General features: G+C 33.3%; 13 protein-coding genes. 6 read left to right on the top strand and 7 right to left on the bottom strand.

Features of this window, described 5'->3' with window-relative positions; all coding sequences use genetic code 11:
* Positions 1-100 precede the first annotated feature (100 nt).
* The 4 genes from uxaC to BD847_RS15075 all read right to left on the bottom strand — a co-directional run bounded on the left by uxaC (position 101) and on the right by BD847_RS15075 (position 4,805).
* Positions 101-1,504, bottom strand: a complete 1,404-nt coding sequence (gene uxaC / locus BD847_RS15090; RefSeq protein WP_115889101.1) for a glucuronate isomerase — start codon at positions 1,502-1,504, stop codon at positions 101-103.
* A gap of 24 nt (positions 1,505-1,528) precedes the next feature.
* Positions 1,529-2,320, bottom strand: coding sequence for a gluconate 5-dehydrogenase (locus tag BD847_RS15085; protein ID WP_115889100.1), 792 nt, complete (start codon positions 2,318-2,320; stop codon positions 1,529-1,531).
* Positions 2,321-2,325: 5 nt separating this feature from the next.
* Positions 2,326-3,165, bottom strand: a complete 840-nt coding sequence (kduI, locus tag BD847_RS15080) for a 5-dehydro-4-deoxy-D-glucuronate isomerase (protein WP_115889099.1) — start codon at positions 3,163-3,165, stop codon at positions 2,326-2,328.
* A gap of 170 nt (positions 3,166-3,335) precedes the next feature.
* The gene (locus BD847_RS15075; RefSeq protein ID WP_115889098.1) at positions 3,336-4,805 is read right to left on the bottom strand and encodes an MFS transporter; all 1,470 of its coding nucleotides are present in this window, start codon (positions 4,803-4,805) and stop codon (positions 3,336-3,338) included.
* 402 nt (positions 4,806-5,207) lie between these two features.
* Between BD847_RS15075 and BD847_RS15070 the strand changes: the two genes are divergently transcribed.
* From BD847_RS15070 to BD847_RS15045, 6 genes are all read left to right on the top strand, one after another.
* Positions 5,208-6,083 carry an alpha/beta hydrolase gene (locus tag BD847_RS15070; RefSeq protein ID WP_115889369.1) on the top strand — a complete coding sequence of 292 codons (876 nt, stop codon included), beginning with the start codon at positions 5,208-5,210 and terminating at the stop codon, positions 6,081-6,083.
* A gap of 481 nt (positions 6,084-6,564) precedes the next feature.
* Positions 6,565-6,879: a hypothetical protein gene (locus BD847_RS15065; RefSeq protein WP_115889097.1), complete on the top strand. Its 315-nt coding sequence runs from the start codon at positions 6,565-6,567 to the stop codon at positions 6,877-6,879.
* 24 nt (positions 6,880-6,903) lie between these two features.
* Entirely contained in the window at positions 6,904-7,461 is a 558-nt protein-coding gene (locus BD847_RS15060) for a 2'-5' RNA ligase family protein (protein WP_115889096.1), read from the top strand.
* A gap of 204 nt (positions 7,462-7,665) precedes the next feature.
* Entirely contained in the window at positions 7,666-8,589 is a 924-nt protein-coding gene (locus BD847_RS15055; RefSeq protein WP_115889095.1) for a helix-turn-helix domain-containing protein, read from the top strand.
* A 234-nt stretch (positions 8,590-8,823) separates the two neighbouring features.
* A complete protein-coding gene (locus BD847_RS15050; protein WP_115889094.1) occupies positions 8,824-9,546 on the top strand; it encodes an SDR family oxidoreductase in 723 nt (240 codons plus the stop codon).
* Between the two features lie 116 nt (positions 9,547-9,662).
* Complete coding sequence (locus BD847_RS15045; protein ID WP_115889093.1) at positions 9,663-10,427, top strand: SDR family NAD(P)-dependent oxidoreductase; 765 nt, start codon at positions 9,663-9,665, stop codon at positions 10,425-10,427.
* A gap of 174 nt (positions 10,428-10,601) precedes the next feature.
* Here BD847_RS15045 and BD847_RS15040 read toward each other — a convergent pair whose 3' ends face one another.
* From BD847_RS15040 to BD847_RS15030, 3 genes are all read right to left on the bottom strand, one after another.
* Positions 10,602-11,075 (bottom strand): hypothetical protein, encoded by a 474-nt coding sequence (locus BD847_RS15040; RefSeq protein WP_115889092.1) that lies wholly within the window; start codon positions 11,073-11,075, stop codon positions 10,602-10,604.
* A 143-nt stretch (positions 11,076-11,218) separates the two neighbouring features.
* Positions 11,219-11,914, bottom strand: a complete 696-nt coding sequence (locus BD847_RS15035) for a LytR/AlgR family response regulator transcription factor (RefSeq protein WP_115889091.1) — start codon at positions 11,912-11,914, stop codon at positions 11,219-11,221.
* The gene (locus BD847_RS15030) at positions 11,911-12,948 is read right to left on the bottom strand and encodes a sensor histidine kinase (protein ID WP_115889090.1); all 1,038 of its coding nucleotides are present in this window, start codon (positions 12,946-12,948) and stop codon (positions 11,911-11,913) included. Before BD847_RS15030 ends, BD847_RS15035 begins: the two co-directional genes overlap by 4 nt.
* Positions 12,949-13,044: the final 96 nt, after the last annotated feature.

Raw genomic sequence — 13,044 nt, 5'->3', positions numbered from 1 at the left:
TAAGTTTATTAAGCGCACTCGCTTAATCATCTTTATTATTTAAGTAACTATTTATTAAACCAAAAACTTAATTTTCTTAATGCCTTAATGGTTAAAAAAATTAAAATTTGAAATATTCTTTAGCGTTGTTATATGAAATATCAGAAACTAATTTTCCAATCCATTCCATATCATTAGGAAGTTCTCCTCGTTTGATTTCATCTCCAAGAAGATTACATAAAATACGTCTGAAATATTCGTGTCTTGGGAATGATAAAAAACTTCTGGAATCTGTTAGCATTCCAACAAAACAGCTAATCAATCCCATGTTTGAAAGCGCATTTAACTGTTTAGTCATTCCGTCTTTCTGATCTAAAAACCACCATCCTGAACCAAATTGTACTTTTCCACGAACACTTCCGTCATTGAAGTTCCCAATCATAGTTGCCATTACTTCATTATCAGCAGGGTTTAGATTGTAGATAATCGTTTTTGTCAATTTATCTTTACTGTCTAAAGCATTTAAAAAGCTTGATAATTTTTGCGCCTGCGGATAATCCCCAATAGAATCCCAACCAGTATCTGGACCTAAAATCCTATGCATACGCGTATTATTGTTTCTTAAAGCACCTAAGTGAAACTGCTGCACCCATCCAAATTCATGATACATTTCAGACAAAAACAATAAAATAGCACTTTGGAATTTCAGTACTTCTTCTGAAGTTAATATTCTGTTTTCTCTTTTCTTTTTGAAAATAGTACTGATTTCATTTTCAGTGAAATTTTCAAAATAAATTTGATCAAGTCCGTGATCACTTAATTTGCAACCATTTGCATTAAAGAATTCAATTCTTTTTCTCAGTGCTGTGCGTAAATCAGTATAAGTTTCAATTGCAATACCAGACACTTCACCTAAAGTGTCAACATATGCATTATATCCTTCATTCGAAATTAAAATCGCTTTATCAGGTCTAAAAGCTGTACTCATTTTTGTTCCAATTGGATTCTGAGTCAGCTTTTTATGAAACTCTAAACTGTCAATTGGATCTTCAGTTGTACAAACCAATTCAGCATTTACTTTTTTAAGAAGATTTTGCGTGCTGTAGGCTGGAGAATTTATTTTTTCAGAAGTTTCGATATAAATTTTCTCAGCCGATTTTTCATTCAAAAGATCATAAATATCAAAATAGCGAGCCAATTCTAAATGCGTCCAGTGATACAAAGGATTACGCATGGTGTACGGAACCGTTTTCCCCCAGTTTAAGAACTTATCTTTATCAGAAGCTTTTCCGGTTACAAACTGCTCGTTGATTCCTAATGTACGCATGGCGCGCCATTTGTAATGATCACCATTTATCCAAACTTGAGTTATATTATCAAAGATTTTATCCTCAGCAATTAACTGTGGAATTAAGTGATTATGGTAATCAATTATTGGCTGGTTTTTAGAATAATTATGATATAATTCTTCAGCAAATTTATTTTCTAATAAAAAATTATCGTTTATGAATGTATTCGCGCTCATGCCTTTTTAAATAAAAATTGAGAATTATTCTTCGTTCGATGGTTTCCCGATTGTTGCCAAAATACCACCATCAACATATAAAATGTGACCGTTTACAAAATCACTGGCTTTTGAAGACAAAAATATCGCCGCTCCAGCTAAATCACTTGGATCACCCCATTTTGCGGCCGGAGTTCTGCTGATAATAAAATCATTAAACGGATGTCCATCAACTCTGATAGGTTTTGTTTGTTCAGTAGCAAAATATCCAGGTCCAATTCCGTTGATTTGAACATTGTATTTTGCCCATTCCGTTGCCATATTTTTAGTCAGCATTTTCAAACCTCCTTTTGCAGCAGCGTAAGCAGAAACCGTATTTCTTCCTAATTCACTCATCATGGAGCAAATATTGATGATTTTTCCTTGTCTTCTGGCGATCATGCCTTTTGCAACATGTTTCGAAACAATAAACGGACTTACTAAATCAATATCGATTACTTCTCTAAAATCAGCAACTTCCATTTCTAGAAGCGGAATTCTTTTAATGATTCCTGCGTTGTTGATTAATATAGCGATTGGACCAACTTCCTTTTCAATTTTTTGAACTGCTTCTGCAACTTCTTTTTCTTCGGTTACATTAAATTTATACCCAACAACATTTATTCCTTCGCTTTTTAATTCATTAACAGCGTTGTCGATTTTTTCTTGAGAAGAATTTCCGTTCACCACAATTGTCGCTCCCGCCTGTCCTAATCCTTTAGCCATCGCCAATCCAAGTCCATGCGTACTTCCTGTTATTAAAGCAACTTTTCCAGTTATATCAAATAAGTCTGTCATAATTCTTATCTTAAATCAGTGATTTTACAAACATCCATATCTCCATAATCTAAATTCTCACCTGCCATTCCCCAGATAAAAGTATAATTACTAGTTCCTGCGCCAGAGTGAATTGACCAAGGTGGAGAAATAACTGCCTGATGATTGTTCATCCAGATATGTCTTGTTTCTTGTGGCTGTCCCATAAAATGACAAACTGCCTGATTTTCCGGAATATCCAAATAGAAATACACTTCCATTCTGCGATCGTGTACGTGCGCTGGCATTGTATTCCAAACACTTCCTGGGTTTAATTCTGTCATTCCCATTTGCAATTGGCAAGTTGTTACCACGCTTCCAATAATCATCTGATTTACGGTACGGTGATTTGCAGTTTCTACTGAACCTAAGTTTAATTTGTTTGCTTCTGCCAAGCTTACTTTTACCGTTGGGTAACTGGTATGGGCTGGCGCCGAATTAATGTAAAATTTAGCCGGATTATTAGCATCGGTACTTTTGAAAATCACCTCTTTATTACCGCTACCGATGTACAATGCATCTTTAAAACCTAACTCATAAATAGTTCCTTCAACCACAACAGAACCACTTCCTCCAACATTGATAATACCTAATTCTCTTCTTTCTAAAAAATAAGGCGCTTTTAGCGGATCAATTGTTTCCAAAGCCAAATCACCTTTTACAGGAACTGCAGATCCGGCAATGTATCTGTCGTAGTGCGAATAAACCAATACTACTTCATCTTCCTGCATTAAATCATCAATTAAGAATTCTTCTCTCAATTGTTGTGTATCATATTTTTTTACAGCTTCGGGACTTGATGCGTATCTTGAACTATATTTTGTCATAATTTTTAATTTAATGTAATCGATTGCACAAAATTATATTTTTATATTTAAAAAGCATAATCAAAAATAAAATATTTCATTTTAAAGATAAAGATTTATATAGACATTACCTTTTATGAATAGCTATACACTCCAGATTATGAGGATATTCAGTAACTTATTCAATCTTCTTACAAATCTGTAATTGGGCAGTATTTTGGAACAAGCGTTTTCATTACAATCCAGCCAGTCAAATAACAGACTGCACAAATCGAAAATATGATGAAATATCCCGCCTCAATTCCTTTAAATCCCATAAAAACCATATTTGTCTCTTTACTGTAATCAAATAAAAGTCCGGAACCTTTATTAATCAAAGTTGATCCTACTCCACCAGCCAAACCACCAATTCCCGTAATGGTTGCAATTGCTTTTTTAGGAAACATATCTCCAACTGTAGTAAAAATATTTGCCGACCAGGATTGGTGTGCCGCTCCTGCAATTCCGATAATAATTACCGGAACCCAATAACTAATATACCCTAATGGCTGTGCAATCATGGCCAACAGCGGAAAAAAAGCAAAAATCAACATCGCTCTCATTCTTCCTTCATACGGATTCATTCCTTTCTTTTCTACAAAATAAGTTGGAAGCCAGCCGCCGATAATTGACAATAATGTAATCATATAAAGTACAAATAATGGTAATGCAGCTTCTGTAGAATCCATTCCATAGACAGAACTAAGGTATGCCGGAGTCCAGAATAAGAAAAACCACCAAACACCATCTGTCATAAATTTACCAAATGCAAAAGCCCACGTTTGTTTGTATTTAAAGCAATCCATTAATGAAACTTTCGAAGTCGTTTCCGGAACAAAACCAACTAATTTCCTGTCCGCTATATCATCTTGCTGAATATATGCTAATTCCTCACCTGTTACTTTCGAATGTTTTTCGGGTTTATCATACATGAACATCCAAAACCCCATCCATATAAACCCCAAAGCTCCAATGATAATAAATGACATTTCCCAGCCAAATGATTTTGCGATAAAAGGTATTGTAATTGGTGCTGCTAAAGCGCCAACAGTTGCTCCCGCATTAAAAATACTGGTTGCAAAAGCCCTGTCTTTTTTAGGAAAATATTCTGCAGTTGTTTTAATTGCTGCAGGAAAGTTTCCGGCTTCTCCAACCGCCAAAACAAAACGGGCAAAAATAAACAACGCAACACTTACATTAATTACCAAAGCTGTATTGCTTATTGTACCTATAATTTCTCTTGAACCAAGAAATCCTACAAACCATTGCCCTGTAATAATTCCGGAAGTTGCAATTCCGCAAAAAGCATGTAAGCAAGCACCAAAAGACCAAATTCCAATTGCCCACAGAAATCCTTTCTTAGTATCTAACCAATCGACAAATCTTCCTGCAAACAGTAATGAAACTGCATAAAAAATAGAAAATAAAGCGGTGATATTTCCATAATCATTATTTGTCCAGTGGAATTCCGGCGCAATAAAATCACTCCAGGTCAAAGAAAGAACCTGACGATCGAGATAATTAATTGTGGTAGCAAAAAAAAGTAATGCGCATATACTCCAACGATACTTTCCTTGCGTTTTTAAGGCTTGATTTACGCTAACGGCTTCTGATTGATTCATGGTTTAGGATATTCTTTTTTTTATTTAACTATTCTGACTCTTCTTAATTCTAAAAATTTTACTGCCAAATTTTAAAACTTTAAAAACAACAAAATGTAATCGATTGCACAAATATAGTTTTTAATCTTAATAAACCAAAAAAATTATATATAAAATTATTTTATTCATCCAAATAAACACATCATATAAAAATTTGCAATCAAAATTACATATTAAACAATATATTTGTTAAAACTAATAAACGATATATTCATCAATATTTGGTATCAAAATAGCTTTGAAAAATCAATGTAATTGGTCTTTTCAAATTACATTCTAATACTGTTTTTAAATTAAATTTGTAACTAAATCATTTTACAATTGAAAAATTCAAATAAAATACTTCTAATTCTCGCCTTCGGAATGATCAACTCACTAACCGCCCAAAATCAAATTATACCATTGTGGAATAAAATACCGGACGAAATACATTCGACCGATTATAAAGAGAAAGAAATCATAGAAAATGGAGCGGTTCAAAGCACAAGTTTGGTCACTATTCCAACTTTAAGCGTTTTTCTTCCTGACACACAGAAGCCAAACCAAACAGCAGTTATAATTTTCCCTGGCGGCGGTTATTCACATCTGGCAATTGAGAAAGAAGGCACAAAAGTTGCAAAGTGGCTAAATACTCTCGGAATTCCTGCTTTTGTCCTAAAATACAGATTACCAAGTGATCAGATAATGAAAAACAAAAACATAGGACCACTTCAGGATGCGCAAGAAGCTATGCGATATGTGAGAGAAAATGCAGCAAAATGGAATATTGATCCAAACAAAATAGGAACCATTGGATTTTCTGCCGGTGGACATTTGGCCTCCACTTTAGCAACACATTATAATGACAAAATATACGCAACTACTTCAACCGTAAGTGCTCGACCAGATTTCTCTCTTTTAATTTATCCTGTTATTTCCATGCAGAACGAAGTAACGCATAAAGGATCGCAGACTAATTTACTCGGAAACAATCCTTCGCAACAATTGATCGATTCCTTTTCTAACGAACAAAAAGTAACTGCTCAAACACCTCCAACTTTCCTGGTTCATGCAACAGATGATACTGCTGTAATTCCGGAAAACAGCATTAATTATTATTTAGCATTGAAAAAAAATGCAGTGAATTGTGAGTTGCATTTATATGAAACAGGTGGTCACGGTTTTGGTTTAGGAGTAGAAAAAACCAGTAAAAACTGGACAAAAGACTGTGAAGAATGGCTAAAAAGTCATAATTATTGATTCTTAAATAAAAAAGGGTTTTTAAACCGGGTTTATCCAACCCAATCTAAAAACCCTATAAAAATTAGACTTTATTGTATTCTTGCAAATTTATACAATGTACCCACGATCAAATGAATTAGTCAAATTTTCATCAACTTACTAGTTTCTCCAAAAACAGTAGTTACAGAAGTCTTGAAATATTTAAAAAGGCAAAAACATCCCAATTCTTAACTTCTGCGATGCAAATTTAAAATGCACATTGCACAAAACATTACGGTTTTCCTCATTCTAACAAAATCTTAGCATTAATTTAAAACACTAAAACCTACATTTACCCATAATTAATTGATTAACAGATTAGTTAAAACTTCAATAGTTGTACAAAAAAATTAAAAAAAACAGTAAACAAGCCAAAAATCGCAGTTCTTAATCATTTCTTATTCTAGATTAAGTCGGAAGATGTTTTTTACTTTTAAATTTGTTTAAAAATTGAGCCGTTATGAAAACTCTCGAATTCTTATTACTCGGAAAAAACGAAGCCATTTTAGCCATTTTATTGCGCCTTGTAAATGCAGATGAAAACTGGAATGCGGTTTCATTTAACAATGAAAAAGAAGCCCAGGAATACTTTCAAAACAACAAAATTGACATTGTTCTTTTGAGCTCCGGAATCGAAGATCATGTCGAAAAAGAATTCACTTCTTTCTGTTTAAAAAATCAGCCAGATGTTGAAGTAATTGAGCATTTTGGAGGTGGAAGCGGTTTATTAAAATCGGAAATTATGCATCGATTATATTTGAAGGGAAAACTTTAAATTTGTTGTTTAAAGTCTCAAATAATGAAAAAAACATATTCAGTTGTATTCTATTCTAAAGCGCTCGTTGAGCCTGTTAAAGAACTAAAAGATCGTTTAAGGATTAAAATTAAATGGTACAACAGCTGTAATTCTGAAGCACATATTACGATTTGCGAATTTGAAATTGATGAGTCGCAACTTGATGCAATCAAACAAAAACTTTCTCAAATTTCGGATACTTTTACACCCTTTCAAGTTGTTTTAAATCATTTTGATTCTTTCCCGAATGCTGGTGCTTTTTTTATTGGCGTAACCGAAGAATCGAAGAAGAATCTCGTGCCCATCATGAAAAAAACTCATGAAACATTCAAGTCTTTAAAGCATAAAAGTGATATTCCGCACTTATCAATTGGACGCCGATTAACTCCAGAAAATCTTAAAATAGCTTCCGAAATTTTTACTACAATTGATCTTCAATTTGAATGTAATGAAATTGTTCTAAGAGAATTTGATCCCAAAGTAAAACAGTTTTTTGTAATTGATTCTTTTCCTTTTGGAAGTAATCCAGAACCTGAACTTGTTCAGGGAAGTTTGTTTTAATTGTTCTGCCACGAAGGCACTAAGGCACAAAGTTTTTTAAGTAATTCCTCAAATGCGAAAAAACGCAGTCAATGGTTTCAACGATTGGAGTGCAAAACAAATCAAATTCCACAACAACATAAAAAACTTTGTGCCTTAGTGCCTTCGTGGCAAAAAACCAAATAACTTTTTTTCGTATATTTGAATTTCGCAATTCATTACGATATGAAATCCTTAGATTCATTTTACCAAGATATTACCGAAGGCTCAACTGTTGATCCTACTTCCTTATTACCAAATGACATTCAGAAAGAAATCGGGCATTTTAATGTTTTCGACATCAAAGAACTTCTGGAGCGTATGAAAGGAAAACCCGGAATGCCTTACGACAGAAGAGCTTATTATAAAATAAGTTTGATACGCGGCCACAATAAAGCCGAATATGCCGATAAAGTAATCGAAATCGAAAAACAAGGATTACTATTTGCTACACCAAAAATTCCTTACAACTATTTACCGCAAGACACCAATCAAGGTGGCCAATTTTGTGTTTTTACGAGCGAATTTTTATCCAAAAGCAAAAGCGGAATTGATCTGGACGAACTTCCTATTTTTGCTTCAGATGGCTATCCAATTTTTCAGCTTTCTGATGAAGAAGTTGAAGAAGTTGCTTTGATTTTCAAAAAGATACAAAAAGAAATTAATTCTGATTATATTTATAAATACGATTTAATTCGAAATTATGTGGCTGAGTTAATTCACTTTGGTCAAAAATTACAACCTATTACAGCTTTATATTCCAAACACAATTCGGCAGCGAGAGTTTCTTCTTTATTTGCCGAATTATTAGAAAGACAATTCCCAATAGAATCACCAAATCAAAGATTGGAATTGAGAACAGCCAAAGATTTTGCCGAAAGATTATCCGTTCATGTGAATCATTTAAACAAGGTCTTAAAGGAAAACACCGGAAAAACCACAACCGAATTAATTACAAACCGATTAACAAACGAAGCCAAAATACTTTTAAAACAAACCGACTGGAATATCTCAGAAATAGCCTACTCACTTGGTTTCGAAGAATTAGCGCATTTCTCTAATTTCTTTAAAAAACAAACTTCTTTTGCGCCGATTGCTTTCAGGAGTTAAATTTTGTTTCAAGTTTCAAGTTTCAGGTTTTACGAGCTGTAACCATACAGTTTGTCATCCCGAGGAACGAAGGATCTCCGCAAGAAGCTCCACAAAGTTTTGGAATTTGGAACTTTAAAAAAATTGAATTTAAATCATCATGATTTGAATTTCGCAAACATCTATTTGATATTTACAACTCCCCAACTCTACTTCGCTCCTACCTTTGTCTCATCAAATTAAAAGAACGAAAAGATGAATTTATCAAACAACAAAATTTTAATTACCGGCGGTGCAAGCGGTATCGGACTTGGGCTTGCCGAACGATTTATTCAGGAAAACAATACTGTAATTATTTGCGGTAGAAGAGAATCTGTTTTAAACGAAGTAAAAGCAAAATTTCCTTCTGTTATTACAAAAGTTTGTGACTTGTCTATAGAACAGGAACGAATCGCACTTTATGAATGGATAAAAGAGAATCATCCTGATTTAAACGTTTTGATCAATAATGCGGGAATTCAAAAATGGGTTTCGGTTACTGATGCAGATTTTTACGAAAGTATGAAAACTGAAATCAGCACCAATATTGAAGCTCCACTGCATTTAACTTCACTATTTATTCAGTTACCAGCTCTTAAAACCGTGATGAATGTAACTTCTGGGTTAGCCTTTTCTCCTTTCGCAAAAGTTCCGGTTTATTCGGCTACAAAAGCGTTTTTTAGATCGTTTACACTTTCGCTTCGTCATTTATTAAAAGCTAAAAATATTGAAGTAGTCGAAATTATTCCACCAGCCTTAAATACTGATTTAGGCGGAATTGGTCTTCACGACGCACATCCAAGCGTGAGCAGTTTTATCGAATCGATTTTCGAACAATTAAAAGACGGAAAACAAGAACTAACTTTCGGTACAAGCGAAACCAGATTAAATGCAAGCGCAGAAGATTTGAGAAATCATTTTAATGCAATGCACAATTAATTATTAATTGTAAATTATGAATTGTGAATTATAAAAAAACAAGAATTCGCATCTCATAATTTACAATTGAACATTTACAATTGAACATTCACAATTAACAATTCACAATTAATAACATGGCAGTAAATACAAAAATAGCTCTAGTTACAGGCGGTAGCAGAGGTTTAGGAAAAAATATGGCAATTGCAATTGCTAAAAAAGGACTTGATGTAATTATCACGTACAACAGCAAAAAAGAAGAAGCAGACGCTGTGGTTTCGGAAATTGAAAGTTTAGGTCAAAAAGCAGCTGCATTACAGCTTAATGTTGCAGAATCAGGAACTTTTGATGCTTTTTTTGAAAACGTAAAAACTGTTTTAAAAAACACATTCAAAACCGATAAATTTGACTTTTTAGTGAACAATGCCGGAATCGGAATTCACAATTCATTTATTGGAACAACTGAAGCCGAATTTGATCAGTTGACGAATATTCAATTCAAAGGTCCATTTTTCTTAACTCAAAAAGGATTAAACGTAATGAATGATGGCGGAGGAATTGTAAACATTTCTACTGGTTTAGCAAGATTTTCTTTTCCTGGTTACGCCGCTTATGCTTCAATGAAAGGCGCTATAGAAACTTTGACAAAATATCAGGCAAAAGAATTGGGTGCTAGAAAAATTAGAGCTAATGTAGTGGCTCCCGGCGCTATCGAAACTGATTTTGGCGGTGGCGTAGTTCGCGACAATGAGCAGATGAATCAGCAAATTGCTTCTGTAACGGCTTTAGGAAGAGTTGGTCTTCCTGATGATATTGGCGGTGTAGTGGCCTTTTTATGTACCGAAGATGCACAATGGATAAATGCACAAAGAATAGAAGTTTCTGGAGGAATGATGTTGTAAAAAATTTCAAGTTTCAAGTTTCAAGTTTCAAGTTTCAGGTTTCAGGTTTCAAGTTTGAACGTGAAACTTGAAACTTGAAACAAAAAAAATTAACTAAAAACAAAACCCGATAAGCCTTAAAAACTTATCGGGTTTGTCATTTCGAATATAGTTGAATTAGTAAGTAAGCTTGTTTTAATTTTTTTCTATTATGACATCAAATCCGCCATTTTTGTCAAATACAACATCATAAAATTTAGAATCTTTTGCGACACCAACTTCATAAGTAGTTTTACTTTTATCATCAACAACAATCGCTATTTCTTTAATCGCTTTTGGCGAATAATTTTGCTTCAAATAAGTCTGTGCTTTTAGCGGAAGCTGCTTTAAGGGAATTTGCAATTCAAATGCTTTCAAAACGCCTAGGTTATCATAAACCGCCAATGCTTTCTCGTTCTTTTCTGTGTTGAATTTTGCTTCATATCGAACTTCGTCATCATCATCACCTACATATTCCTCAGACCAAACTGCCGTTTTTTCCGGGTATTCTTTTTCAAAAGCAAATCGTACCTTTTCCGGAGGTGTTACTACTTTTTTCATGTTTGTTCCTTCCTGAGCAAAAAGAAAACTACTGCATAAAAAAAGAATAACTGGTAAAACATTTTTCATAATTCATCATTTTACAAATTAATACTCCCTAAAATAACGTATTAAAAGTACTACTTTTAAATGAAGAACAAATTAGTTTTTATATTTTTTTCTCTCAGTTCTCAGTCGCAATCTCAACATAAATAATAACTCACAATTAATAACTACTTCTTAAGTCGATCCGATAATTCTCTCTTATAGGTAATACCAATTGGAAGTTTTTCTTGTTTAATAACCACAAAATCTTTCTCCGTCTCTTCGATTTTATCCAGTGCAACAATGTAAGACTTGTGTATTCTCATAAAGTTTTTTTCGGGAAGGCATTTTTCCAGTTCAGTTGTGGTTATCGAAGCTAGATACGTTCTTTTTGCTGTGTGAAGTTTTACGTAATTCCCAAAACTCTGAGCAAACAAAAGTTGATCTAGTTCAATATCGATAAAATAGCCGTCCACTTTTACACTTACCGAATTTATAATTTCTTCTTCTTTGGCTTTAGTTGTATCCATTGAAAAGAAACGGTCGATCGCTTTTAAAAACCTTGGAAAATAAATAGGCTTCAGCAAATAATCAATTACACCATAATCGTAGCTTTCAAGAGCAAATTCTGAATAAGCAGTTGTCAAAATTGTTTTGGGAGGATTTGGTAAAATCTTAAGTAATTCCATTCCTGAAATCTCAGGCATATTAATATCGAGAAACATTAAGTCGACAGTATTTTCTCTTAGAAAATTCATCGCTTCAATGCCATTATAACCTTGAAAAACCAATTCCAACTGCGGATTTTGCTTGATGTAATTGGCTAAAACATAATGTGCAGCGGGTTCATCATCAATTATAATGCATCTCTTTGTGTCTCTCATCCTACAAACTTTTTAAGCTGTATTTCCAAATCTACAATATAATTTTGTTTATCATCTTTTACATCTAATTTATAGTCTTTTCCATAAATTAAATTCAGACGTTCAATTGTATTTTTCAAACCGATTTTGGTCGAAATAACATCGTTTTTCTTCGGAATTGAATTTGCAACATGAAGATGCAGGACTCCGTTTTCAACTGAAATTGTTATTTTGACAAAGCATTTTTCAATAGCACAAGTACCGTGTTTAAAAGCATTTTCAATAAATGCAATTAAAAGCATTGGCGAAATTTTGTACGCATTTTCGTTATCCACATTACTTTCAAAAGTGATATCACAACGATATCCAACACGCTCTTTTTCAAGCTGAACATAACTGTTTATAAACTCCAATTCATCTTCTAAAGACACGCATTGTTTACTGTTACTTTCTAATTGATAACGCATTAATTGCGAAACTTTCATAATTAAATCGGGTGTTCTGTCCGGAAATTGAAGACTGATTCCGTAAAGCGTATTAAATGTATTGAATAAAAAATGCGGATTTAATTGTCCTTTCAAAGAGTTCAACTGCATTTGATTAAACAATAAAGCCGCATCCGTTTGTTTTCTGTGAATACGATAAAACTTAAATACAATAATCGGACTCAGAATACAGACCAAAGTTCCTAAAACACTTGCCAATTGGTACGCATAACTTCTTTGATGTGAGTTTTGATACAAATGGCATTTTGCAAACATATCGAGCATTGTAATTTCATATAAAACAACAGAAAATACAAAAACCCCAAAGAGCGTTAAAATAATATAAGTGAAAGGTTTATTGGATTTGAATAAAATCGGAAGCAGAAAAAAACGGTTAAACTGCGCATGCATGTATAAAATGCAATAGAAAAATATACCCATTAAAATAGAAATGAACGAACTAAATAACATCCAATCATTTTTTAAGGTATAAATCGTAAAGGAAAAAAGGACAACGGCAACTTCCTGCCACCATTTGTTATCCAGTATATTATCAATTCTTTTGTTCATTCTTAATTTTGAAATAGTTTACAAAGTACGAACAAATATTTAATTATTTTTTTCAAAAAATGACCAATTCAATTGGTCATTTACTAGTGCAGTACA

This window comes from Flavobacterium cutihirudinis (genome assembly GCF_003385895.1).
Taxonomy (GTDB): domain Bacteria; phylum Bacteroidota; class Bacteroidia; order Flavobacteriales; family Flavobacteriaceae; genus Flavobacterium; species Flavobacterium cutihirudinis.
This window is presented reverse-complemented; position numbering and strand designations above follow the sequence as displayed.